This window comes from Marinobacter alexandrii (assembly GCF_005871205.1).
In the GTDB taxonomy this organism is placed as follows: domain Bacteria; phylum Pseudomonadota; class Gammaproteobacteria; order Pseudomonadales; family Oleiphilaceae; genus Marinobacter; species Marinobacter alexandrii.
In genome coordinates this window covers 24,123-49,736 of record NZ_SWKM01000011.1, presented here as the reverse complement: position 1 = coordinate 49,736, position 25,614 = coordinate 24,123, and the positions used below count along the sequence as shown (strand labels likewise).

General features: G+C 60.2%; 22 protein-coding genes. 5 read left to right on the top strand and 17 right to left on the bottom strand.

Features of this window, described 5'->3' with window-relative positions:
• Window positions 1–21: 21 nt before the first annotated feature.
• Entirely contained in the window at window positions 22–498 is a 477-nt protein-coding gene (locus tag FCS96_RS00470; RefSeq protein WP_138438290.1) for a peroxiredoxin, read from the top strand.
• A 129-nt stretch (window positions 499–627) separates the two neighbouring features.
• Here the strand turns inward: FCS96_RS00470 and ahpC are convergent, their stop codons facing one another.
• The 7 genes from ahpC to FCS96_RS00435 form a co-directional block, all read right to left on the bottom strand.
• Window positions 628–1,191, bottom strand: a complete 564-nt coding sequence (gene ahpC, locus FCS96_RS00465; protein WP_138438289.1) for an alkyl hydroperoxide reductase subunit C — start codon at window positions 1,189–1,191, stop codon at window positions 628–630.
• A 310-nt stretch (window positions 1,192–1,501) separates the two neighbouring features.
• Window positions 1,502–2,719, bottom strand: a complete 1,218-nt coding sequence (locus FCS96_RS00460) for a BCCT family transporter (RefSeq protein WP_138438288.1) — start codon at window positions 2,717–2,719, stop codon at window positions 1,502–1,504.
• 238 nt (window positions 2,720–2,957) lie between these two features.
• Entirely contained in the window at window positions 2,958–4,643 is a 1,686-nt protein-coding gene (gene betA / locus FCS96_RS00455; protein ID WP_138438287.1) for a choline dehydrogenase, read from the bottom strand.
• Between the two features lie 27 nt (window positions 4,644–4,670).
• Window positions 4,671–6,140: a betaine-aldehyde dehydrogenase gene (betB, locus tag FCS96_RS00450; protein ID WP_138438286.1), complete on the bottom strand. Its 1,470-nt coding sequence runs from the start codon at window positions 6,138–6,140 to the stop codon at window positions 4,671–4,673.
• Window positions 6,133–6,768, bottom strand: coding sequence for a transcriptional regulator BetI (gene betI, locus FCS96_RS00445; RefSeq protein WP_138438285.1), 636 nt, complete (start codon window positions 6,766–6,768; stop codon window positions 6,133–6,135). Before betI ends, betB begins: the two co-directional genes overlap by 8 nt.
• Window positions 6,769–6,941: 173 nt before the next feature.
• A complete protein-coding gene (locus tag FCS96_RS00440; RefSeq protein ID WP_138438284.1) occupies window positions 6,942–7,154 on the bottom strand; it encodes an acetyltransferase in 213 nt (70 codons plus the stop codon).
• Between the two features lie 36 nt (window positions 7,155–7,190).
• Window positions 7,191–8,372 (bottom strand): histone deacetylase family protein, encoded by a 1,182-nt coding sequence (locus FCS96_RS00435; protein ID WP_228263990.1) that lies wholly within the window; start codon window positions 8,370–8,372, stop codon window positions 7,191–7,193.
• Between the two features lie 58 nt (window positions 8,373–8,430).
• On the opposite strand from FCS96_RS00435, the gene corA reads away from it, so the two are divergent.
• The gene (gene corA / locus FCS96_RS00430) at window positions 8,431–9,543 is read left to right on the top strand and encodes a magnesium/cobalt transporter CorA (protein ID WP_228263989.1); all 1,113 of its coding nucleotides are present in this window, start codon (window positions 8,431–8,433) and stop codon (window positions 9,541–9,543) included.
• Window positions 9,544–9,557: 14 nt separating this feature from the next.
• On the opposite strand, the gene FCS96_RS00425 is transcribed toward corA, so the two are convergent.
• Together FCS96_RS00425 and FCS96_RS00420 are read right to left on the bottom strand one after the other, a co-directional pair.
• Window positions 9,558–10,289 (bottom strand): anti-sigma factor, encoded by a 732-nt coding sequence (locus tag FCS96_RS00425; RefSeq protein ID WP_138438283.1) that lies wholly within the window; start codon window positions 10,287–10,289, stop codon window positions 9,558–9,560.
• On the bottom strand, window positions 10,286–10,777 hold the full coding sequence (locus FCS96_RS00420) for an RNA polymerase sigma factor (RefSeq protein ID WP_138438282.1): 492 nt from the start codon (window positions 10,775–10,777) through the stop codon (window positions 10,286–10,288). Before FCS96_RS00420 ends, FCS96_RS00425 begins: the two co-directional genes overlap by 4 nt.
• Before the next feature lie 96 nt (window positions 10,778–10,873).
• On the opposite strand from FCS96_RS00420, the gene FCS96_RS00415 reads away from it, so the two are divergent.
• Complete coding sequence (locus FCS96_RS00415) at window positions 10,874–12,280, top strand: S8 family serine peptidase (protein WP_171040633.1); 1,407 nt, start codon at window positions 10,874–10,876, stop codon at window positions 12,278–12,280.
• A 7-nt stretch (window positions 12,281–12,287) separates the two neighbouring features.
• Here FCS96_RS00415 and FCS96_RS00410 read toward each other — a convergent pair whose 3' ends face one another.
• From FCS96_RS00410 to FCS96_RS00375, 8 genes are all read right to left on the bottom strand, one after another.
• Entirely contained in the window at window positions 12,288–13,235 is a 948-nt protein-coding gene (locus tag FCS96_RS00410) for a hypothetical protein (RefSeq protein WP_138438280.1), read from the bottom strand.
• Between the two features lie 67 nt (window positions 13,236–13,302).
• A complete protein-coding gene (locus tag FCS96_RS00405; RefSeq protein ID WP_138438279.1) occupies window positions 13,303–13,995 on the bottom strand; it encodes a hypothetical protein in 693 nt (230 codons plus the stop codon).
• A 129-nt stretch (window positions 13,996–14,124) separates the two neighbouring features.
• A complete protein-coding gene (locus tag FCS96_RS00400; RefSeq protein ID WP_138438278.1) occupies window positions 14,125–16,011 on the bottom strand; it encodes a monovalent cation:proton antiporter-2 (CPA2) family protein in 1,887 nt (628 codons plus the stop codon).
• Between the two features lie 92 nt (window positions 16,012–16,103).
• Window positions 16,104–17,444: a hypothetical protein gene (locus tag FCS96_RS00395; protein WP_138438277.1), complete on the bottom strand. Its 1,341-nt coding sequence runs from the start codon at window positions 17,442–17,444 to the stop codon at window positions 16,104–16,106.
• A 69-nt stretch (window positions 17,445–17,513) separates the two neighbouring features.
• Window positions 17,514–18,155, bottom strand: coding sequence for a 3-oxoacid CoA-transferase subunit B (locus FCS96_RS00390; protein WP_138438276.1), 642 nt, complete (start codon window positions 18,153–18,155; stop codon window positions 17,514–17,516).
• Complete coding sequence (locus FCS96_RS00385) at window positions 18,142–18,825, bottom strand: 3-oxoacid CoA-transferase subunit A (protein ID WP_138439579.1); 684 nt, start codon at window positions 18,823–18,825, stop codon at window positions 18,142–18,144. Before FCS96_RS00385 ends, FCS96_RS00390 begins: the two co-directional genes overlap by 14 nt.
• 38 nt (window positions 18,826–18,863) lie before the next feature.
• Complete coding sequence (locus tag FCS96_RS00380) at window positions 18,864–20,807, bottom strand: TRAP transporter permease (protein ID WP_228263988.1); 1,944 nt, start codon at window positions 20,805–20,807, stop codon at window positions 18,864–18,866.
• A gap of 76 nt (window positions 20,808–20,883) precedes the next feature.
• Window positions 20,884–22,035 (bottom strand): TAXI family TRAP transporter solute-binding subunit, encoded by a 1,152-nt coding sequence (locus FCS96_RS00375; RefSeq protein ID WP_138438275.1) that lies wholly within the window; start codon window positions 22,033–22,035, stop codon window positions 20,884–20,886.
• A 319-nt stretch (window positions 22,036–22,354) separates the two neighbouring features.
• Between FCS96_RS00375 and FCS96_RS00370 the strand changes: the two genes are divergently transcribed.
• Window positions 22,355–23,512 (top strand): TAXI family TRAP transporter solute-binding subunit, encoded by a 1,158-nt coding sequence (locus FCS96_RS00370; RefSeq protein ID WP_138438274.1) that lies wholly within the window; start codon window positions 22,355–22,357, stop codon window positions 23,510–23,512.
• An 89-nt stretch (window positions 23,513–23,601) separates the two neighbouring features.
• Complete coding sequence (locus tag FCS96_RS00365; RefSeq protein WP_138438273.1) at window positions 23,602–25,593, top strand: TRAP transporter permease; 1,992 nt, start codon at window positions 23,602–23,604, stop codon at window positions 25,591–25,593.
• Window positions 25,594–25,614 lie beyond the last annotated feature (21 nt).

The window sequence follows — 25,614 nt, the reverse complement described above, 5'->3', positions numbered from 1 at the left end:
CACCCCCAACGGAGCAGGTACATGGCGATTCAGGTAGGCGAGCGGTTACCCAGCATTGAACTGCAGGTGATGGGCAGCAACGGCCCGGAGAAGGTACAGACCGGCGACCTGTTTGCCGGCAAGAAAGTGGTGCTGTTTGCGGTGCCCGGCGCCTTTACCCCGACCTGCTCCGCCGCGCACCTGCCCGGCTTTGTGGTCAATGCCGACAACCTGAAAGCCAAGGGCGTCGACAGCATCGTCTGCACCTCGGTCAACGACACCTTTGTGATGGATGCCTGGGGCAAGGCCCATAACGCCGAGCAAATCGTCATGCTCGCCGATGGCCTGGGCGAGTTCGCCGGTGCGCTCGGGCTGACCCAGGATCGGACTGCCAGCCAGATGGGCATTCGCAGCCAGCGCTACGCCATGATCGTGAACGATGGCGTGGTCGAAATGCTGAACATCGATGAAAAGGGCCTGGAGACCACCAGCTCGGAAGCCATTCTGGCCGCGCTGTAACCGCCCCTCCGGCTTTTTCCTCCGTTTTTACTCCCACCCAGACGCAAAAAACCCCGGACAAACCGGGGTTTTTCAATCTCGGGCCTGCAACGCAGGCCCTGATCTATGGTTTCACCTGAGTCGGGAAACTTAGATCTTGCCGACCAGGTCCAGTGACGGAGTCAGGGTCTCTTCGCCTTCTTTCCACTTCGCAGGGCAAACTTCACCCGGGTGGTTGCGCACGTACTGGGCGGCCTTCACTTTACGCATCAAGTCGTCAGCGTCACGGCCAATACCTTCTGCAGTGATTTCCATCGCCTGGATAACGCCATCCGGATCGATCAGGAAAGTGGCACGGTCGGCCAGGCCCTGACCTTCACGCATTACGCCGAAGTTGTTGGTGATGGAACCGTTCTGGTCGCCAACCATGAAGTAGTTGATCTTGCCGATGGTGTCGGAGCTGCTGTGCCACGCTTTGTGGGTGAAGTGGGTGTCGGTGGACACGGAGAACACTTCAACGCCCAGCTTCTGCAGTTCTTCGTACTTGTCGGCAACGTCGCCCAGCTCGGTCGGGCAAACGAAGGTGAAGTCGGCCGGGTAGAAGAAGAAGATCGCCCACTTGCCTTTCACGTCGGCTTCGCTGATGTCGACGAACTCGCCCTGTTTAAAGGCGGTTGCGTTAAACGGCTTAATTTCGCTGTTGATAATGCCCATTAAAGAACACTCCTCATTAGTGGATTCAAGGATCGATTGGATAACGGCGCCCAGACTACGAAACCCGGGCACCCGGATAAAATTGATAATTCCCAACCCAAAGATAGGCATAGCCTATTTTCAGCGGAGGAACCGCAGAGCCTCCAGACAACTGGCGGCCAAACCGGGAGTTCGGGAAACTGCCACCCTGTTTATGGAGACGGAAATGTTAACTTCAACATGTGACGGAATAACGATAAGCCACACTGCAGTCAAAAAAAACAGGCTGGTCCCAAGGGCCAGCCTGTCCTAAGAACCTCACCTCTACGGATCAGTTGGCGAGCTCAACCTTCCGGTAATCCAGAATATTCTCTTCCGGCGAGCTCTTGATGGCCGCCACTTCGCTGCGTTTTTTCACCACAATGTAAGCGAAACAGCCGAAGTACAGCGCGATCACCAGTGCGCCAACCCACTGAATCCGCAGGAAGTCGAGCTGGAACAGCATGGTCAGGCCAATCATCGCCACCAGATTGAACAGCACGTAGTTGAACCGACCCAGGCGCTCGGCCGTCAAATTCAGGTTGTCGGTGTAAAGCCGAATCAGCGAATCCAGCGAGTTCACCACCATCAGCACACCCACGGTGATCATAGCGAGATTGGTAATCGCCGCCACCTGCAGACCTTCGTCGTGATAATGGAACAGCACTGAAAACCACACCCCGATGGCGATGGACGGCACTACCAGCATGGCAATCAGCAGCTGCCAGGTTTTGATACCACTGACAAAGCGCGCGGTGAACTGACCAATCATGATGCTCCAGGCGAACCACCAGAACAGGTAGAACTCGTGGTAATCGTTAATCGGCAGCACGAACTGGTGAATGTTGGTGAAATATTCACCCAACAGACCAACGGTGCCCAGGAAATCCCCCAGTGACCCTTCGTCCAGGGCAAAGGCCCGTACCCACATGCCGGCGATCAGGGCAATAAACAGCACGCTGGAGCTCAGACTCAGAATGCGCACGTACTTGATCTTCGAGCTGGAATAGACCGCCAGCCCGATGGAGGCGAAGACAATGGCGTAGAAGGTGGGCACCACGGATTCACCATCGCCGATCTGCGGCAGGTACCAGGGCAGGTTCACCAGCAGCAGGTAGGCGGTGAAGGCACAGGTGCCGATGATCACCACGTTATTGACCACTTTCACCAGCGGAATCTCGAAGAACTTAACCCGCGGCTCAATGATCGCGAAATAGAAGCAGGTCAGGAAATAGAAGCCCCAAATCAGGAAGGCCCAGAAGCCAAACTCTATAGCCAGCGGATTGGCAAAACCGTATTCCGGACTCTCAGAAAGATCACCATAGCCGCCGAATTCGGTCAGCGGAAACATGATCAGGCCCACGTCCAGACCGGAGGTGAACAGGATCGCAATGAAGGTGAGCGTGCGAACCGGCGTCACGCCGATGCACTGCATGTCCCACCATTTGTACAGAATCAGCGCGATGGCCGCGAAGGTGAAGATAAGACCGGTTGATAACCAGAGTGTCATAACGGCCTCCGGTTTCGGTTGTTGTTTATTGTGAACAGCATGGGTGTTCCTCCTCTACTTTGAAGCTGTTGCTCATTCGAATCGGACACAAACCCCCGCGTTACTTTATAACGGGCCAGGACTTGCCTATCTGGCGCCCAGAAAACGACTGGCACAGTCGTCGCGCTGATAGGGAAATCCTGATGGCTTGCAAAACCCCGGAGGCGTTGCACCTCCGGGTGGGAGCGCGCGGGCCGCGCTAGCTTGAAGCCCGCTTTGCGGCTCCCGGGCGCTGGCGGCCCTGCCACTGGTCATCCATAACGACAGGCGCGTCAGACGGTTGCAGGGGCTCCCTGCCCCGAATCAGATCGGCTGCCCGCTCGGCCACCATGATGGTGGGTCCGTTCAGGTTGCCGTTGGGTATGATTGGGAAGATGGACGAATCCACCACCCGCAGGTTCTTGATGCCGCGTACCCGGGTGTCCGGATCGACCACTGCACGCTCGTCCGTGCCCATCTTGCAGGTGCAAGAGGGGTGATAGGCGCTTTCCACCGCCTGACGGACAAAGGCATCGATCTCTTCGTCGCTCTGTACTTCCGCTCCGGGCTGAATCTCCGGGCCGCGGTATTCGTCCATGGCCGGCTGGTTGATAATCTCACGGGTCAGGCGCACGCAATCCCGGAAGCCTTCCCGATCGGCCTCGTGTTCCAAGTAATTGAACCGGATTCGCGGGGCCTGCTTCGGATCCGACGACTGCACGTGCACAAAGCCACGGCTCTTCGGCTTGTTGTGGCCGATGTGGAGCTGGAAGCCATCCCCGGAAAACGCTTCCTTACCGTCGTAGCGCATGGCTGCTGGCAGGAAGTGGTACTGCAGGTCCGGCCATTCCACGCCGGCCTTGGAGCGAATAAAGCCGCAGGACTCGAAGTGGTTGGTGGCGCCCAGGCCGTCTTTCTTCAGGATCCAGCGCAAACCGATTTTCAGTTTGTTCCACCAGTCCAGCTTGCCATTGAGCGACACCGGCTTGTTGCAGCGGAACTGGAAATAGAACTCCAGATGGTCCTGCAGGTTCTCGCCCACGCCCGGCAGCTCGTGCTTGACCTCAATACCGGCCGATTCCAGCACCTCGCGCTGGCCGATACCGGACAGCTGCAGCAGGTGAGATGAGCCGATGGAGCCGGCAGACAGAATCACTTCCTCCACTGCTTTCGCCTCATGCACCTTGCCGCCTTGCTCGTAGCGCACGCCGGTGGCGGTTTTGCCATCGAGCAGCACCCGGTGCACCAGGGCGTGGGTGACCACTGTCAGGTTCGGGCGGTCCATGGCCGGACGCAGATAGGCGTTGGCGGTGGACCAGCGACGGCCGTTTTTCACGGTCATGTGCATGGCCCCGAAACCTTCCTGCTGGGCGCCGTTGTAATCCTTGGTCGGGAAATAACCGGCGTCGACACCGGCATCCACGAACGCCTGGTACAGCGGGTTCTGCATGTTGTTGCCGTTGTTGACCCCGAGCGGACCAGTGCCGCCGCGGTAGTCATCGGCACCAAAGGCCCAGGTTTCGGCTTTCTTGAAATAGGGCAGCACCTGCCGGTAGTTCCAGCCCTCGGCGCCTTCAGACTCCCACTCGTCGAAGTCGCGGGCATGGCCGCGGACATAGACCATGCCATTGATCGAGGACGAGCCACCCAGCACCTTACCCCGGGGGCAGTGCATGCGGCGGTTGTCCAGAAACGGCTCCGGCTCGGTCTCGAACTGCCAGGCGAACTTCTTGGTGTTCATCGGAATCGACAACGCGGTCGGCATCTGGATAAAGATGCTCTTGTCGCTGCCGCCGGTTTCCAGCAGCAGCACCTTGTGTCGGGCGTCCTCGGTGAGTCGGTTCGCCAGTACGCAACCAGCCGATCCGGCCCCCACAATGATGTAGTCGTATCGGTTTTCTGTCATGCAATTACTCCCGGTTGAGTCACTGGCTTAAAACGGCGCGTCCAGATCCTTCATGCCCACGTACACCGACTTGATCTGGGTGTAGTGATCGAGGGTGACCTTGCCGTTTTCGCGGCCAATACCGGAGAGTTTGTAGCCGCCCACAGGCATTTCCGCCGGGGACTCACCGTAGCTGTTGATCCAGCAGATACCGGCCTGAATCTGGTGAATCACCCGGTGAGCACGGCGGATATCGTTGGTGAACACGCCAGCAGCCAGACCGGTGTCGGTGCCATTGGCGCGGGCAATCACCTCGTCCTCGTCGGAGAAGGTCAGCACCGACATCACCGGCCCGAAGATTTCCTCCCGCACGATGGTCATGTCATCGGTGCAGTCGGTGAAGATGGTGGGCTCAACAAAGTAGCCACCCTTGGAATCCTCCGGTGCAAAAGCACGGCCGCCGTGGGTCAGAGTTGCACCCTCAGACAGGCCCTTGGCGATGTAGTCCAGCACCAGGTCGCGGTGCTTCTCGGAGATCAGGGCGCCAAAGTTGGTGTCCGGATTCATCGGGTCGCCCGGTTTGATGTTCTTGCGGGTGCGCTCCAGCAGACGGTCCATGAACCGCTCATAGATGTTCTCATGGACAAACACCCGGGTGCCGTTGGTGCAGATCTCGCCCTGGGTGTAGAAGTTTCCCACCATGGCTGCAGAGATGGCATTCTCCAGATCGGCGTCGTCAAAGATGATCAGCGGCGACTTGCCGCCCAGTTCCATGGTGACGTCCTTCAAGGTGGAGGACGCCGCTTCCATGACCTTCTTGCCAGTGCCGACTTCACCGGTGAACGACACTTTCGCGATGGCCGGATCGTGGGTCAGCCAGGCACCCACCTCGGCTGCACCCTGCACCACGTTGAACACGCCCGCCGGTACACCGGCTTCGGTGAAAATTTCCGCCAGCTTGATCGCGCCCATGGGCGTCTCTTCCGACGGTTTAAAAATCATCGCGTTACCGCAGGCCAGCGCTGGTGCCGATTTCCAGCAGGCGATCTGGATCGGGTAGTTCCAGGCGCCAATACCGGCGCAAATACCCAGCGGTTCGCGACGGGTGTAGTAGAAATCACCCCCCAAATCCTGCTGGTTACCTTCAATGGACGGCGCCAGGCCGGCAAAGAATTCGATGGCGTCGGTGCCGGTAATCACGTCCACGGCTTCTGCTTCCTGCCAGGGCTTGCCAGTGTCCCGCACTTCGCAGGCTGCCAACTCATCGTTGCGCTCGCGCAACAGCGCCACTGCCTTCAGCAGAATGCGGCTGCGTTCCATGGCGGTCATCGCCGACCACTCGGCAAAACCGGCCCGGGCACTCTCAATGGCCGCCTGCTGCACGGCCTCATCGGCTACCTCTACCTCATAGATAACCTCACCAGTGGCCGGATTGACCACCGGAAATGTCTCACCGCTGCTATTGGCAAGAAAACGTCCGTGCACGAAATTCTGAAAACGGGGGACCGAGTTAGCCATAGGACTTGTAACCTCCAGGTGCAGGTGTTGAATTCATTGTGTTGGCTTGCGACAAGGCGTCCTGAACAAAACGCTTACACAGCTTTTCGCCAGCCTGAAAACTCTCTTCCGGCTCCAGGCTCATCGCACTGCGGAGCCAGAAACCATCAATCATGGCGGCCGTCTGCCGGGCCGCCGCCGTCGCTGCTTCCGGGCTCAGCACCTGGGCAAAGGAAAAGCGCAGGTTGCTGTACAGCCGGGCGTTGTTAATCTGTTGCAGCCGTTTAAGACCGGGCTCGTGCATGGATCTCGCCCAGAAACTGAGCCAGGTCTTGGCCGCCAGCGCTGAACGCTGGAAATCTGAGAAATTCGACTCAATGATGCAGGCCAGACGCTGGTCTGGAGACCCGTCGGTTTTCGCCATTCGCTCCCGGAGCTCTTTGCCGAGCTGATCCAGCAAATACCGCAACGCCGCCTCAATCAGTGCCTGCTTACCACCGAAGTAATGACTGATGATGCCCGAAGACATACCAGCCCGTTTGCTGATGCTGACGATGGTGGTGTTCTGCAGGCCCAGTTCAGCAATCGAGTGCATGGTCGCTTCGATCAGCTGTTGCTTTCGGGTGTCCTTCATTCCGACTTTCGGCATGGCGGCTCCGCTGCTTCCATCCAGTCAATGGTTATCCATCCGCTCAATTTTTATTAATTGAACGTTCAATTAAAATAAAGGCTACCGGAAACACACGCGGGTTTCAAACGGGGGCGGGTTCAAAAACTGAGAGTCAGGCGACCGGTGCAGTGGTACCGGCCGCGGATCAATCTTCAGCCCTTTCGACGATAATACGGATCGGTCCAGCACCGGGGCAGCATTTCACCGGAGGCAAACACCAGGGCCGACTTGTCAAAGAACTCGGGGTCCTGGGCTTCTTCTCCGTAATGCATGCAACCTTTTACGCGACTGACATGGGGATCGAACAGAGCGTGGGTGTCGGCGATCTCAATCAAGTGACCGGTGGATTTTTCTGCCATGAACATAGTGTCCTCCTCGTCGGGTTTTAACAGAGAAGTGCGTCAGTCCTCGGGTGGTTCCTCGGCAAACGCACTGAGGTGAAAAGCCGCGGCCTGATCCACTTCTTCCATGCCACACACCCTCGGTTGCGGCACGGCGCCACCCGCTAGCACGTCGAGCACTGATCGCACCCCATAAGACAGCGACTCGGTGTTGTAGCCACCCTCCAGAACAAAGGCCAGACGACCGTCGCACAGCCGATCGGCCAGGGACTGCACAATCCCGGTCATAGCCGCGAAGCCCTCGTAGGAGACGTTCAGGGCCAGATCGTACCAGTGTGCATCGAACCCCGCCGACACCAGGATCAGGTCCGGTTTGAAGTACTCGGCGGCCGGCACCAGGATTTCGTTCAGAGCCTTCAGGTAAGCGACATCGCCAGCGCCGCCGGGCATCGGAACATTCACCGTGGTGCCCTCACCCAGGCCCGCACCCACTTCATGCAGGCCGCCACTGCCGGGGTAGAAAGGGGCCGCGCGGTGAATATCAAAGAACATAACGTCGGGATCGGCCCAGAAGATATCCTGGGTGCCGTTGCCGTGGTGGGCGTCCCAGTCCAGAATCAGAATGCGTTCACAGCCAAGTTCGGCGTGGGCGTGAGCGGCCGCCACGGCAACATTGTTGAACAGACAGAAGCCGCGGGCGCGCACCGGTTCGGCGTGATGGCCGGGCGGGCGAACCAAGGCAAAGGCGCTTCGAGTACGGCCCGAGACCACCGCCTCAACCGCGGCGATGGCGGTACCGGCGGCAACTTCCGCAGCCTCCACGCTGCCCGGTGACACCGCGGTGGTATCGACATCGAGCCAGGCGTGCTTGTTACGCAGGGAGAAAACGTCATCCAGGTAAGAGGTGGTGTGCACCCGGCCGAGCTGCTCCCGGGTAGCCACCTGGCCACCGGCAAACGCCACGCCCTCGATCGGTTCCCGGTGCAGCAGGTCAAGGATGGCCTGAATGCGCCCCGGGTGTTCCGGGTACTTCCACTGCACATTCAATCCCGACAGGATGGAACGCACTCGCTTGTCCAGCCGGCCAGGCAGGAACGCGGCATTTACATCGGGACAATGATTGAGAACTCGGTCGTCGTAAAATACGGTGACTTTGCTTGGATCTTCCACAGTGAGCTCCGGAATGGTGTGTTGCCGGCGACCGTTTTCGGTCTTGCCGACCCCTACCGGAAGCATAGTCAAAGAACCCGGCCCCGACATCTGGATCGGCTCGCCTCAGGCAAGCTAGCCGGGCTGGACTATGCTAGGTGAAACCGTCTCCGATCAATGGCATACCAAGATGGCTCTTTTCAGCAAGCATTACCACAGCCCTGGAACCGCGCCTGGCACTCTTGTCTCGCGACCGGGCTCCGCCCTGCCTGTGTCCATGACCCTGATTGACTACACCAGCACCAGCGTTGAGGAACACCAACTGGATTCTCCGGAACAGTGCCGCCCCTTCCTGGAACGGGATTCCAGAACCTGGATTCAGGTGAATGGCGAGGTCAAACCGGAACTTCTGCGCAACCTGGGCTCGATATTTAATCTGCATGACCTGGCACTGGAAGACGTGATCAACGCCGGCCAGCGCCCCAAGGTCGAGCTTTACGACGATCAGGTGTTCGTCATTGCCAACTTGCCCATCTACGACGGCGAAAACCTGGAGTTGGTCCAGATCAGTCTGTTCATTGGAGTAAACTACCTGATCTGCCTGTGCCCACTCGCCGCGGACCCGTTCGAGCCAGTCCGAAAGCGAATGCGACAGACGAGTAACCGGCGCTTTGCCACTCGGGGCATCGACTACCTGTTTTACGCAATGTTGGATCTGGTAGTCGATGCTGGCTTCCCAGTTCTGGAACAATTTGGAGACGAGCTCGAGCGGTTGGAAGAAGAGCTCCTGGAGCGACCCGACCGGCGAACCCTCGCCTGCATTCACCGGCTCAAGCGTGAACTGCTCTTACTCCGGCGCGTGCTCTGGCCCCAACGGGAGGTGATCAACACCCTGATGCGAGGCGAAGACGAGCTTATCAACACCGACACCCTGGTTTACTTTCGCGACTGTCACGACCACAGCGTGCAGATCATCGAACTGTTAGAAAGCTTTCGCGATATGGCCACCAGCATGCTGGACATCTACTTGTCCAGCATCAGTCAGCGCACCAATGACGTCATGCGAGTCCTCACCATCATAGCGACGATCTTCATTCCGCTGACGTTCATCGTCGGGGTCTATGGTATGAATTTCCACAACCCCGACAGCCCTTGGGCAATGCCGGAACTGGGCTGGCATTACGGCTATCCGATGGTCTGGGGCTTGATGATTGGCATCACGCTGGCGCTGGTTTGGTTCTTCAAACGCCGGCAATGGATGTAATCAACACTCTCCAGTTATTCCGTCCGCCAGCCTCCAGTTAAGAGTTGCCGCTCGCGGGCCGGATCAATCACCTCACCTGCGATCATCTGGTCCAGCACACCGTCCAGAACCGAGCCGCCACTGGCGGTCTGGTAGCGATTGCCGGATTCCACCTTGGGCACCGTCACCGTTGCCATCTCCACCCAGCCTGCTGTCTCAGCGCTACTGCGACAGGCAATTTGCTCAAAAGCTTTGCTCTGTTTCTGCAGCAAGAACTGCCGGCAGAATTCACCGGCGTGATTGGTGAAGGTCAGCCGCGGTGTCAACTCGGTATCGGTCTCCAGCATACGGGTTTTCCCACTGGGGGTGGTTTCCAGGGCCTCGGCCACCTGCTGCCAGTCGGCGTTACTGTCCACCGGAGCACCGTCCCAGAACTGTGCCAAGCCGAATCCCAGTGCCAGGGCCGCAGCCACCGCGGTACCGGCCCGCCGCTGCAGGCCCTGGCGGGCCCGGCGCCAGTAGGGAAAAGCGACTACGGTTGCAGCCGTGGCAGATTCGGGTTTCAGCAGCTCGCTGACGGCCTCTGGCAGGGCCTGTTCGTCGATGACTCCGTAATGCTCGGCAACGGCGCGGTCCACTGCAGCCAGATCGGCCAGACGCTCCCCGAGCAAGGGGTCGTCCACCAACAGGTTGCGGATGGTCTGCATGTCGGCTTCCGGTAGTTCGCCGTCGAGAAAGGCGGATAGTACTTCGTCGGTCAGGTTCATGACGGTGTCCCCTCGGGTGCCATGTTCAAGGTTTTGCTGAGTGCCGCTCGGGCTCGGGCCAAACGACTCATGACCGTACCCTTGGGAATTTCCAAGGTATCGGCAACGTCCTGATAGGACATGCCCTGGATCGCCACCAGCGAAATGATCTCCCGCTGCTCATCTGGCAGTCTGGCCATGGCAGCATCAACCTGATGCAGTTGGATCTGGCTGGTCGTGGCCCGCTCGCCGTCCACCACCTGGCCGTCCGTCAGCTCGGGTTGCTGTGCAGCCCGGTCTCGAACCTGCCGTGACCGGCACTCGTCGATCCACAGGTTGCGACAGATACGAAACGCCCAGGGCTCAATGGCAACCCCTAGCGGTGGCGATTGCCGCAATACCCGCTCAAGGGTACCCTGCAACAGATCGTCCGCTTCCGGCATAGTGCCGGTCAGCGAATAGGCAAAGCGTCGAAGCCCCGGGACCAGTTTTCTCAATTCCTCTTTCATGGCGCCATGTCTCGCTGTGTTACCGGGTTAACGGATAGGAACCGCCTTTATTCCGTCGCACCGGGAATTTTTTTCGCCTATAAACGTCAGCAGGGTATGAAAGCCAACCGACTTCGTTTCCACCGTTTCCAACGCACCCTTGTCTACCTGTTCGGACTGGGACTCTCCGCGCCCCTATCGGCGCTTAACCCCGGCTCCCTGAACGCCCTGGACCAGCTCGATCGCCAGGTGGAGCGAACCGTCAGCCGCCAGATCGAACGCCAACTTGAAGAAACGGCCAAGCGGGTACCCGATAGTGCGGGTGAGACCGACTCTTCCGGCGGCCTCTCTTCTCTGGCCTCCGTCGCCAATTTGCCGGCCCGGCTGTCGATCCGCTCCGCGTCCGGGCGGGAAGTCTTTGCCGATGTCGAAGTAGAAGACGGCTGGCGCGCCGTCGAACGCCAGTGGCTGGTCACCGTCGAAGCGGATGAGCTGCACCACTTCAAACAGCCCGGTATCACCGTGATGGAGCAGACCTCCCTGGACGAACTGGGACTGACGGTGCTGCGGTTTCAGGCCAGCCAGAACCTGGATTCCCGGGAGCAGCTGCAACGTCTGCTGCCACAAGCCCTGGTGGAACGACTGGACCGAAACCACATCTACCAGCCCGAAGCGACGTCCGGGGTAGCCCGCGGCTCAACCACCGACACTCAAGATCCGCAGCCATCCGCCAACGCCACCGTGCCAGTAGCGCCGCTCTGCGGAGCGCCGGTCACCATCGGCATGGTAGATACCGCCATCAATACCGAGCATCCAGCCTTCGCCGAAACCACCGTTCGCCAGCGGGATTTCCTGGCGGACCTTGAACTGTCCGAGGCTTCCCGTCCGCCCACCGATCACGGCACCGCGGTCGCCAGTCGGCTGAGCGGGCGAACCGGCACCACCGCCGCCACCCGGCTCCCGGCTGCCACCCTGGTCAGCGCCTCGGTTTTTTTTGACCGGCAGGCCTCAATAGCCGGCGCCACTTTGTTGCACCTGGTGGAAGCTCTGGACTGGTTGCAGGCCAGCGAAGTGGCGCTGATCAATATCAGCATGGCGGGCCCTGACAATCGCGTGCTGGCCACCGTGATCCGACGGCTGCTCGTTCGGGGGACACCGGTGGTCGCCGCCGTTGGCAACGGAGGCCCAGCGTCGCCCATGCTTTATCCGGCCGGCTATCCCGGCGTGATTGGAGTGACCGCTGTGGATCAGGATCGGAAGATCTATCGGTGGGCCAACCAGGGCCAGCAGGTGGACTTTGCCGCGGCAGGTGTCGATGTGGCGGTTGCCGTCACTGACGGTCAGTACGGTACCCAGAGCGGTACCTCGCTGGCGGCGCCGGTGATCAGTGGCCAACTGGCGTGCGCACTGGCTGACACCTCGTTCGAGCAGGCGCTGACGGGACTCAAGCAGCACGGCATTGACCTCGGCGACAGCGGCCGCGACCCGGTGTACGGCTACGGCCTGGTGCGGGACAGTTACTGACACGGACCTAGAACTCTGCCCGCAGATTCAGTGAGGCCACGGTTTCATCGTACTGCGCCGAGTCCAGACTCGAACGGTAATCCGTGTACTCCAGTCTGGCTTCCGTCGTCAGCCACTCGGTCAGGCCAATGCCATAGCTGGCGTCAACGGTGGCGATGCGATCGTCCCTCGGCTCGGAGGTGGGGTCACTTGGGCCCAACAATGGCGAGGTCATCGGGTTCTCCACCGACGATACCGGCTCGTCATAATCCCGGGCTTCGTAACGCCAGCCGATCTGCACTTCGTGGTCATGGCCGGCCACGGGAAACCGGTGCTTGAGCCGGGTTTTAACCGCCAGCATCCGGAAATCGTAGGCATCCGCGTCGGCGTTTTCGTCGTCACCTTCGGCACCCAGAATGAACACGGTTCGGGTCTGGTTGAAAAAGAAAAAGCTGTCGAGACTGAGGCCGCGGGTGCGGGCGTCCCGAGCCGGGTCATCCTCAAAATCCTTGCGTTTGGACAGCACACTGGCCCGAAGATAGACGTCTTCGCCCACCAATTTTCCGAGGTAGACACTGCTCCGGTGATAATCCAGAAACGGATCCGACGCCAGGGTGGCGTATGAATAATGGTGGCTGGCGCCAAGGGTGACAGTACCAAAATCGTAGCTGAGATCCAGTGACGCCAGATGCAGAGTACGATCGAAGGCTTCGCTGTCCCGGTAATCCCGGTCAGTGACGTCGTAGCTGCCGGTCAGGGTCAGGTTTTCCACCGGCTGACCCTCAGCGTTCACGCCCGCTCCCAAAACCCAGGCCTGGCCACTTTCGCCGGACGACTGTTCAAGCTCGTCAACGTTCAGGTTACTGTCATACTCATAGCCGGTGGCCAAGTGACCACCTACAGAGGCCGCCTGGCTGGCGACCGGCAGGCCAGCGGCCAGCACCACCAGGGGCAGTGATCGGGCTATTCGTTGCATAGTCCACTCCTTCACGAAAAAACCGGGCCGTGACCGGCCCGGTTATTGGTTACCCATGCCTTTGGCCTTACAACAGGCCTTGTTGGGTGGAGTTCTTCACGGATTGATTCACGCTGCTCTGAACGTTCGATTTCACACTTTCAGAGACAGAGTTTTTCACCGAGTCACTGACACTGTTGCGAACGTTGGACTCAACGCTGCCAGAAACCGAACCGTCGACTTGCTGCTCGCTTGCAGCATCGACGCTGCCCTGAGCACTGCCGCGGGCTTGCTCCTGCATTTGCCCAGCCTTGTCACCTGTGGTCTGGGCCTGGGCAGTAGCTTCGCCCTTAGCACGCTGGCCAGTGGATACCCCGGCCTCGGCCGTTTGGCGGCCAGTCTCCCGGGCCTGCTCGCCGGTGCGAACCGCCGCATTGCGGGCGCTGTCACCGGTGGCGCGAGCCTTTGCTGCTGCCTCGGCACCGGTCGACTTGGCCGATTCCGTGCTCATCGCTGCGCCGGAATTGGCCTCCCGGGAAGACGCCATGCTGGCATCGGCTTCGCGGCCGTTGGCGCTAACCGAGGCTCCGCCGGAAGTTTGCACGCTGTTGCGGGTGGCACCGCTGGCGCCTGCGTTTTGACCGTCGGTACGACCAGAGGCCTGCGAGCTGCTGCGCATCTCGGCGTTGGCGTTAACGCTGGCCGAGCCTTGGGTATCTGCAGCAAAAGCCGACACGGCCATTACCGAACCGATTGCAAAAGTCAGTGTCCGTTTCATCATGGTTTGTCCTCCAGTGTTTCCGTTGGATTCACCCCGATAACGAATCAGGACGGGATCTATTCCAATCCACGGGCAATTTTTTCAGGAGGTTCCATTAGGGAAAGTTAATACTGTTGCTAATCACCGCAATCAGGACTGATCCGGCGGCGTCCAGGTCGGCACGTCTTCCCGAGTGGGCTCTTCCCAATCCTTTTGCATGGCACTGCTCAGGGCTTCCTCGAGTTTCATGAACAGTTCGCCGTAGCGGGGACTGAAACTGATGCCCTCCTCAATCTCCTGCCAGGCCTCGAACAGCTCGTCTTCGTGGGCCTCCTCGTTATCCACAAAGGCCCAGGTCATCTGCTTGGCTCTTAGTGGGTGCACGCCCATGGCAGTCAATGCGTGGCCACCCAACTCCAGTGCCGAATGGTAGGTCTCACTGACCACGTCATCGGCACCGGCCTTGCGCAACTGATAGCTGTGGCCCCGGTCGAACGCCCGCGCCAGCACCCAGACTCCGGGATAGAACTGTTTCACATGCTCGACGATGCGCACCGAGCGATCCCGGTCGTCGATCGCTACGACTAATAACCGGGCATCGTCGATACCCGCGGTTTCCAGCAGTTCCGGTCGACTGGCGTCACCAAAGAAACTCTTGATGTTGATCCGGCGGACGTTCTCGATCTGCTCGATCTCATGATCCAGCACCACAATGGGAATGTTGTTGGCGCGCAGCAGCCGGCACACGATCTGCCCGAACCGGCCAACCCCAGCGACTATCACCGGGGCCCGGTCATCAATGGTGTCAGCCTCGCGCTCGTCGTTCTTGGCACGCCGATACCGGGGCAGCACCAGGCGATCGTAGGCAATAAACAGCAGCGGGGTGAGGAACATCGACAGCGCCACCACCAGCGACAGCACCTGGGAGAGTTCGATTGGAATGACCGAGTTCTGGACACTGTAGGTGAGCAACACGAAACCAAATTCGCCGGCCTGCGCCAGGCCCAGGGTAAACAGCCAGCCGTTGCTGCCATGGATGCGAAACAGCACCGCCAAGCCCAGCAGGATCAGTGCCTTGACCACGATGACCGCAATCCCCAGAGTCAGGATGGTGCCCCACTCCGCGATCAGCACCTCGAAATTGATGCCGGCACCGACGGTGATGAAGAACAGGCCCAGCAGCAGGCCCTTGAACGGCTCGATGTTGGCTTCCAGTTCATGGCGGAATTCACTGTTGGCCAGCACCACCCCGGCCAGGAACGCGCCCAGGGCTGGCGACAGATTCACCAGGCTCATCAATGCGGCAATGCCGATCACCAGCATCAAAGCGGTGGCGGTGAACACCTCGCGCAGGCCGGACTGGACCACGTACCGGAACAGCGGCCGGCTCAGATAATAGCCCCCGACAATCACCGCAGCCACGGCGGCCACCACGGTCAGGGCGTGGGCCCAACCCGGCAGGTCCGCGACCAGACTCAGACCAGTGTCATGACCGGCCCCGGTGCCGGACTCGGCCATCAGATCCGGCAACGCCAGCAAGGGAATCAGCGCGAGCATGGGAATCACGGCGATGTCCTGGAACAACAACACCGAAAACGCGCTGCGCCCGCCCTCGGTTCGGGCCAGGCCTTTTTCATTCAGGGTCTGCAGGACGATGGCGGTGGAGGACAGGGCGAAAATCAGGCCCACAGTCAGGGCCGTCTGCCAAACCAATCCCAACCACCAGGCCACAGCCGATCCGGCGGCGGTACTCAGCACCACCTGCAGCCCACCCAGGCCCACCAGGCGCACCCGCATGGCCCAGAGCGCCTTGGGATCCAGCTCCATACCCACCAGGAACAGCATCATGACCACGCCAAACTCGGCGAAATGCTGGATGGTGGTGGCTTCCTGACCCACCAGGCCCGTCACCGGCCCAATCACCACACCGGCAACCAGATAACCCAGCACCGAGCCCAGACCCAGTCGCTTGGCCAGCGGCACGGCAATCACCGCGGCCACGAGATAGATAAACGCCTGGACAAAATACACGGTCATTACGTGGGCTCCCTGTGCTGTTGGGGTGGGAGTATAGCGTAACGGCTATCGGCTCAGCCCGAACCGGCCTGAAACAGGAACGGAGCTTCTGCTCAAGTACCCGACAATAGCAGTGTGATGGTCCCCGCGAGGGTCCCGGAGACCAGAAGACAGCACACCGACATCAACATATTCCAGCGCAGTGCTGCCTCCTGGGCGCTGTACCCGGTCAGGCGCTCCAGCAGCAGTGAGTTGGCAGAGTATGGTGTGCCGGCGGTGGTCAGGCCCCAGCCAGCCACCATCGCGGTACCCAGACCGAGCACGGCGCCCACTGGCCAGATCGGACCCAGAATGCCGCCGGTCAGAGTGCCGGTAACAATGGGATTGAAGCCAATCATTCCGCCCAGGAAAAACACCCAGGGCACGCTAAACGCCGCCACCGGGTAGGCCCAGTCGGGCAAGCTAAAGCCAGTGCCAAGCCACTGGGCGGCAAAGGTACTGATCAACGTGCCCAGGAACGCCGAACCGCCAACAATCACCAGTTCATTGCTCACCGGGGCCATTGACGGTAGTTGTACCTCGGCCCCTTTGAGCTTGCGATAACCCAGGCCCACCAACACGGCGCCAAAACAGCTCAGGGTGACCGAGCGGGAATAACTCAGCCCAAAGAGCCCGCTGAGGCTGAAGGTGGCAACGCAGATGGCGCCAATGATGCTGGCAAACCGTAACCAGGGCGCATACCGCGGCAGTCCGGACACGGGTTCGGTTGGCACGTTAGTGCTTGGCTCCGACTGTTCCGGCTCGCGAAACATCCCGCCAACTAATAGATACGCCACCGCCAGCGGTAGACTGACCGCGATCAGCTCCCAGCTTTTCAAGGCCGGGACAAACGTGATGGTCAGAACGATGGAAATCGACAGGGGCGAGAAGATTGGCGAGGCGCCAAAGCCCCGCAACACGCCACGGGACGCGTTCCGGGTGGTGGCGCTGTCGCCCCGGTCATCCATTTCGCCGCGAATCATCGTAGCCATCACACCGACCGAACCAAAATTCAGGGGCATGGACAGGAAACCGGTGCCAAAAGCGACGCTGTAGTAACGCGCCATTGGCGAGCCAGCGAACACTTGCCGGGAAATGGCCCCCAGGTCCGCGGACGTGCCCAGCATGGAAGACAGCAACATCACGGTCAGAATTAACGCCGTCAGCCGGGTCATGCTGGCCGCCGCCGCTGGCAGCGCCGAGGGTTCGGCAACAGCCGCCAGACCCAGCGTCAGCAACACCAAACCAAACAGCATCCGCGACACCAGGCGCAAGTCACGCCAGCCCAGCAGGATCGCCGCAAACACCAACACCGCGCCAACTTCACCCACGCCCGGCAGGAACGACAGAATGCCGGCACCGAGCACACCATAAGCAAGCCCCGAGCGGGTGCCCAGAAGAGAAACGCGATTCATAGCCAGCCCTCATCCTTGGGGTTTGGGTTTAGGGATTAGTGAGCAAAAGCGTCTGCTCGACCTTCGTTTTCAGAGCGGCGGCAGCAAGCGCGCTTCGGTCAGGGCCTGAACATCGGCCAGGGTGTTATCGCCATAGAGCTCTCGCACCCGCAGCCCCTCCTCGGTGACATCAATCACCGCCAGATCGGTGTAGATGCGTTTCACCACGCCGGCACCGGTCAGGGGGTAATGACACTGATTGAGTATCTTGGGCTCGTTGGCCTTGGTGGTGTGTCGCATCAACACGAACAGTTGCTTGGCACCGACCGCAAGGTCCATGGCGCCACCCACCGCAGGCGGGAAGGTATCGTCATTGGTCGCCCAGTTCGCCAGGTCACCGCGCTCAGAGACCTGGAACGCCCCAAGCACGGCGATGTCGAGGTGGCCCCCGCGCATCATGGCAAAGGACTCGGCATTATCGAAGTAGCAGCCGCCCTGCAGCAGGGTCACATACTGTTTACCGGCATTGATCAGATCGGGGTCGACCTGATCGGGCGCTGGCGCAGGACCTACCCCGAGAATGCCGTTCTCACTGTGATAAATCACCAGCCGATCATCGGACACGTGATTGGCGACCGACGTCGGCATGCCGATGCCAAGGTTTACGTAGGCCCCGTCGGGTATATCCTGGGCGACACGTCGCGCCATTTCATCGGAATTAAGCCGCATCATGCCGGGATGCCTCCTGGGTGACTACGCGATCGACAAAAATGCCGGGGGTGACGATGCACTCCGGGTCCAACTCACCGGCCGACACCACGTCGCTCACTTCGGCAATGGTGGTGGTCGCAGCGGTGGCCATGATCGGATTGAAATTGCGGCCGGCGGTGTTGTAGATCAGGTTGCCCCAGACATCTGCCCGGTGTGCCTTGATCAGTGCGACGTCCGCCGGTAGCGCGGTCTCAAGCACAAAGCCTTTGCCGTTGATCACCTTGGTTTCCTTGCCCTCAGCCAGTCGGGTGCCATACCCGGTGGGCGTATACACCCCGCCCAAACCGGCGCCAGCCGCGCGAATGCGCTCCCCCAGCGTGCCCTGGGGCACCAGTTCCAGCTCGATGTCCCCGGCCTCATACAAGCGCTCAAACCAGATTGAGCCGGACGAACGGGGGAACGAACACACGATCTTTCGCACCTGCCCGGCCTTTAACAGGGAGGCGATGCCAATCTCGGCGACCCCGGCGTTGTTGGAAATGATGGTCAGGTCACGGGCGCCGTGCTGGCGGAGCGCCTCAATCAGCTGCAGCGGAATGCCAGAGTTCCCGAAACCGCCGATCATCACCACACTGCCGTCGGCAATGTCAGCCACCGCGGCGCGCAGGGACTCACAGGTTTTATTCATCACAATCATTCACCCTTCATTGACCCTTGTTTGGTATGCGGTTAACGGACACCGGCCGCCACCGGCTGTCGGAAGCGCCAATGCCACAGGTAAGTGAGGCCGAGCAGACCAAAACCGATCAGGTCGGTGACAAGGTCCGGATAGATCAGCATGCCGCCGGCCACCATCATCAGTGCCCGGAGTGGGTAACCCAATAGCCCTACCCGGTACAGGTAGCCTTCCATGGCGGAGGCCATCAGCCAGATCGCGGTAATGGCGGTGACGGTGGAGGTCAGAATGTCAGCCAGCTCGCCCTGCAGAATCAGGGAAGGATTGAGCACAAACAGGAACGGCAGGATGAACAGGATACCGCCCAGGCGCATGGCATACATGCCGGTCTTGCTGGCGTTGGAACCGGCGACACCGGACGCGGTAATGGCGGCCAGGGCAACCGGTGGCGTGATGTAGGACATCATGCCCCAGTACAGAATGAACAGGTGGCTGGCGAGCGGATTCAGGCCAGCGTTCACCAGTGCCGGTGCCAACAGTATGGACAGGAAGATGTAGCAGGCGCTGACAGTCATCCCCATGCCCAGCACAAAACTGGTGACCGCACCCGCCGCCAGCATCAGCGGAATGCTGCCGTCAGCGTAGAGCAAGAGTTCACGGGAAAACGCGCCGGCCACCCCGGTGTACGACAGCCCCCCGACCACCAGGCCGATGCCCGCCAGGATCGCCACCAGATTGGCAACGCTGGTAGTCAGATCCTGAATGAACGCCAGTGCCCGCTTGCCATTCATCCGATGGCGGCGCTTGAACACAGAAATACCGAGCAACACGACAGTGGCGTAGTAAGGCGCGTAGGCCTCCAGTCGCATGAACAGCAGCATGTAGATCAACATCACCAGGCTGAACAGGTACGGCCAGCCATCTTTCAGGGTGGCTTTCAGACTCGGAATTTCCGATTCCGGCATGCCCTTGAGCCCGCGTTTGGCGGCGTAGTTATCGACCTGGAACAGCAGTGCCAGGTAGAACAACAACGCTGGCAGGAACGCGGCGATCATGATCTCGGAATAGGGTACGCCCAGGAACGACGCCATGATGAAGGCGACCGCGCCCATGATCGGTGGCATCAAGGTGCCACCGGTGGAAGCACAGGCTTCAATCGCACCCGCGTAATGGGCGGGATAGCCGGTCTTTTTCATGGTCGGGATGGTGATCGGCCCGGTGGTCAGGATGTTCGAGATCACACTGCCCGACAGGCTGCCCAGGATGCCGCTCGACAACACCGACACCTTAGCCGGACCACCCCGGCTGCGGCCCATCAGAGCCGTTGCGAACTGCATGAAGAACTCACCACCGCCGGTCACGGTTAAGGCAGCTCCGAAGACCACAAACCCGATCACCAGTTGGGCCACCACCTGCATCGGTATCCCGATGATGCTCTCGACGCCGATAACGTGGGCGCGTATCGCCTCGCCCAGGCCGTACTCATTGCCCCACAGGAAACCCGGCATCGAATCGGCGTACAGCGGGTAGGTACCAAACAGCAGGGCAACGCCCAGCAGCGGCCAGCCACCACAGCGGCGCACACCCTCCAGCACCAGTACCAGCAGCACCGATGCGGCCACAGTCGCTTCCGTGGGCGCCATGAACTCCCAGCCCTGCTGGATCATGGTCAGGCCGTGATACCCGAGGTAGCCACAGGTCACCAGCGCAGCGGCCGCCAGGGGCCAGTCGTACCAGGACACCCGGTTGGCGGCACCGGACCAGCTTGGGAAACACAGAAAGGCGGCAGCCAGGAAGATACCGATGAGATAATACAGATAGGCATTGCCCAGCGGCTGAAAACCCAGCAATTCCAGGTTGAAGGTCTGGTTGATCGCCATCAGCAAACCAAGGCCACCGAGGGTCATCACCGACCAGTAGGTGATGCCACGGAGACGACCAGGGCGGGATTCCGGAGTTGCCGGCTGCTCAACAGCGGCTTCGGGGGAGGCATTCATAAGGGACGATATCCTGAACAAAGGCGGGGCAAGCCCGGGCTGCATCAGCCCCGGCCTGCCCCGAATCAGTAACGAGTTACAGCGAACTCAGCGCCTTCTGGCGGTGTTGTTCCCAGATTTCGGCAAAGACCTCATCCGACTTGCCTTCGGCCGCCGCGGTGGCGTCCGACCAGGCGGCCATCAGGGCATTCAGACGTTCGGTGCGTGCGTCGTTCCAGGCCTGATGTTCCTCGGTCCAGATGCCCTTCTCCTGCAGGTACTGGATCGCACCCGGGTGGAACGGCACGTCGATCGCCGGAGTGCCCGCCTCTGACAGGCGCCAGCGAGGCATCACCGCTGTGGCGTCCTTGTACATGCCGTAGGTTTCATCGAGCGCCTTGATGAAGCTGTACACCAACTGCTCATCTGTGCCCGCACGCACGGTCAGCACCGGGTAACGGTAGGCCAGGATATCCACCGGATTGTCTTCACTGATACCAGCACCCACGGTTTCGGTGTAGGGCTGGAAGAACGGTGCCACAGAGCGCAGGCGCTCCCAGCCTTCCTTGTCACCCGGAGGCACTTCCAGCCAGCGGATGCCACGCGGTGATTCCGCCAGCTCGTAGACGTGGCTGGGGGTCGTGGTGGTACAGGAGGCATCAGCTTCGTTGCGCGCCAGAGAACTCATGGTGCTGGCGTAAGTCGGGAACATAATGGCGTCGACGTCATCCCGGGTCAGCCCGGCGAAAGCCAGGAATGCATCGCACTTCACGTTGATGGAGGGGTTGCCCGCCACATAGGCAAAGCGCTGGCCTTTCAGATCTTTCAAGGTTTCGATGTTGGCATCAGCGGCGGTGAAAATACCGAACGACGACGGGCGCCCGGCAACGGCTCGCAGGTTCTGTGGGCCCCAACGGCGAGCCGAGAAGTCATGAATGCCCTCGGCTGCAAAGAAGGTTTCGGTCGCCAGGAAACTGAAGTCCGCACGCTCGCTGATCAACGGCTGCAACCGGCCGATGGCTGAACCGGAGGGCTGGATACGGACCCGGGTGCCGTATTGTTTGCCAAAGGCATCGGCAATCGCGGACGCTTCGGCATAACCCGCGGAACCCACGTCGTAGGAGGACCAGGTCATGGTGTCGGGCAAGCCACCCTCAGCGTGAACGGAACCGGCGGACAGGCTCAACAAAGAAGCCACTGCAGTGGCAGCGGCGAGGACAGTGCGGGAACGGTGCAGGATGTGGCGCATTAGAGAGATCCTTGGCTTTTTGTTGTGAAACACTCATTTCGATTAAAAGAAACTAGACCTTCCTTTACGTCCCCGTCAATCATTTTTGTCTCTATATCAGAATTTCATTTCACTAAGCGACACAGAAACCAAGTCCTTATTTCGCTTTGAAAAGCTGGGCAAGAGCCAGGTTAAGCGCCCTTCTTATATAGAACGGATATGAAATAGGTGTATTGACAAACCATAATTCCAGCGACTATGTTGAATCATCTATAACAAAATGATGTTTCGCTGTGCAAAACCTCTAAACACCACAACAACGACGATAAGAGGATTTTCTATGTCACGCCTAACCCGGGGATTGATGGGCCTCACCCTTAGCACCCTGCCAGCGCTGGCTTTCAGCGCAGACAACGTGGAACTCCCCAGCACCCTAGCCATGACGGCCTATGGCACCGGCTCTGCCGGCTACAGCCAGATGGTATCCATTGGCAACCTGCTGCAAAACGAATACGGCACCTCGGTGCGTATCCTGCCGGGCGAAAACGACGTGTCCCGGATGACGCCTTTGAGAACCGGCCGGGTGCCCCTGTGCGCCTGCGGCATCGCCAGCTACTACGGCTCGGAAGGCGTGCTGATGTTTGCTGACGAGAACTGGGGACCACAGCCAATTCGCGTGATCACCACCTCGATCGCCAGCTTCGGCCTGGGCATTGCGGTTGCGGGAGATATTGGTGTGGAATCACCTGAAGATCTGCGCGGCAAGCGGGTGTCCTGGATTCGCGGGGACGACGCCCTGAACCTGGGCACCGAGGCCTACCTGGCCTTTGGCGGGCTGACCTGGGACGACGTCGAAAAAGTTGAATTTCCCGGCTACGGCCGTGCCTTCGAGGGCATCATCGCCGACCAGACCGACACCGGCTTCACCGTTAGCGTCGCACCACCTCCCCAGCAGTTGGCCGCCAGCCCCCGGGGCATTGTCTGGCCCGAGCTGGATCCGGCCGATAAAGAAGGCTGGGCACGACTGCAGAAGGTAGCACCCTACTTCCAGCCGCACACGGTGACCTCGGCCGCCGGCGATTACGGCAAAGACAAACCCTGGGTTGGCGCCAGCTACCCCTACCCGATCCTGGTGGCGAACGCCTCCACCGACGACGCACTGGCAAAAAGCCTGATCCGCGTCTTCATCGAGGACTATGACAAGTACAAGGATGCCGCCCCCGGCAACGCCGGTTACCGTCTGGACAACCAGAACATGCAGTGGGTTATTCCGTTCCACGATGCGGTGGTGGACTACTACAAAGAGATCGGCCACTGGACCGACGAGATGCAGGCGCACCAGGACATGCTGGTGGAGCGCCAGCGGATCCTGAAGGAAACCTGGGACAGCTACATGGCCAACAACCCGCCCTCCGATGAGGACGCCTTTGGCAAAGGCTGGATGGCCGCCCGCGCCAAGGCGCTGGAAGCGGCGGGTATGAATCCGGTTTTCCGCTGATCCCCAGGCCGGGGCAAACCGCCCGTTTGCTCCGGCCAACACCTTGATTGCCCGCCCCGTTGCCTATTACGTGTTCGGAGTTACCCGTCATGCATCCTGAAACTGAACAACCGTCATCACCGGAGAACATATCCGGCATCCGCCAGCTCACGGGCTTCTGGCTCTGGATTCCCCGGCTGGCCACAGTCATCCTGACGCTGCTAACCCTGGACTACCTGTTCAATCTTCAGCTCATCAATTTTGTCACCCAGGTTGAAAGCCAGTTTTTCTACACCGTGGTGACATTGATGCTGCCTCTGGTATACGTGCTCTGGCCGATGAACCGGCATTCGTCCCGCACTCGGGTGCCGTGGTACGACGTGCTGCTGTTTCTCGCGACCACGGGTATTTGCGGGTTCTTCGTGTTTAACGCCGAACAGATTCTCGATCGGGGCTGGGAATACGCCGCGCCCGACTACGCCATGGTGATGAGCTTCCTGCTCTGGGTTGTGATTATTGAAGCGGTGCGCCGCGCCGGCGGCTTGCCCATTGCCACCATCGTGGCGATCGCCAGTATCTATCCGATCTTTGCCGACCTGGTGCCGGGCCCGATTCAGGGCTTCCCCTCCTCGCCCGAGCAGACCGCCATTTATCACGCCATGAGCCGTGAGAGTGTCATGGGCATTCCGCTGCAGGCCTTCGCCAATCTGGTGATTGGCTTTCTGCTGTTCGGGGTGGCGCTGCAACAGACCGGCGGTGGCAAGTTCTTTATTAACCTGGCCTTTGCCCTGCTCGGCCACGTTCGCGGCGGCCCCGCCAAGGTGGCGGTGTTCTCCAGCGGGCTGATGGGCTCGATGAGCGGCAGCGTTATTACCAACGTGCTGACCACCGGGGTGCTGTCCATTCCCGCCATGCGCAAGGTGGGTTTCAGTAAATCCTACGCCGCCGGCGTGGAGGCCTGCGCATCCACCGGTGGCGTGCTGATGCCACCAGTAATGGGCGCGACAGCTTTTATCATGGCGGCGTTCCTGAACATTCCCTACGGCACCATCGCCCTGGCGGCGGCGGTACCCTCGGTGCTCTATTTCCTCGGCCTATTTATCCAGATTGATGCCTACGCGGCCCGCCACGAATTGAAAGGCCTGCCTGCGGAAGAATTGCCATCCATCCGACAAACCTTGAAGGAAGGCTGGTATTTCATCTTCGTGTTCGCGTTGCTGATCTGGCTGCTGTTTTTCCTGCGCCAGGAAGCCACCGCGCCCTTCTACGCCACCGCGCTTCTGCTGGTGATCAACCAGATCCTGCCCTACCAGCGCTGGGGCTGGCAGCAGGTGAAAGACTTCTTCTCCAGCTCCGGCAAGCTGTTTGCCGAACTCATCGCCATTCTGGCCGGGGTAGGCCTATTGGTTGGCGCCCTATCGGTAACCGGCCTGTCCGGCACCATCGCCAACGACCTGATCTTCCTGGCCGGCGGCAATACCCTGGTGCTGTTGATGATGGGCGCGCTGACCAGCTTTATCCTCGGCATCGGCATGACCGTGACCGCCGCTTATATTTTCCTGGCGGTGGCACTGGCGCCGGCACTGATCAACGGCGGCGGCATGGATCCGCTGGCGGTGCATCTGTTCATCCTGTACTGGGGCATGCTCAGTTTCATCACCCCACCGGTGGCCCTGGGCGCCTTTGCGGCGGCCACGGTCGCCGGCTCGCGCCCGATGGAAACCGGGGTTCAGGCAATGCGCCTGGGCAGTGTCATCTACTTCATCCCGTTCCTGTTCGTGCTGAACCCTGCGCTGATATTCCAGGGCAGTTGGGATGAGATTCTGGTGGTGATTACTCAGGCCATGGCGGGTGTGCTGCTGATTGCAGGCTCGATTCAGGGCTATCTGTTGGGCGTGGGTAATCTGACTCTCAGCAAACACCTGCAGTGGCCGGTAAGGCTGGCGCTGTTGACCGGCGGCCTGCTGCTGGCCATTCCCGGCGGCGGCCCGGTGCCACTGAGCAACCTGGAGCTGTCCCTGATCAGCGCCCTGCTGATTGTTCCGGCGGTTGCGGTGGCCTGGCTGGCGGCGCGGAAATCCCGGGCGCCGGCTTATCAATAACGGCTGATGACTTGGGGCAGC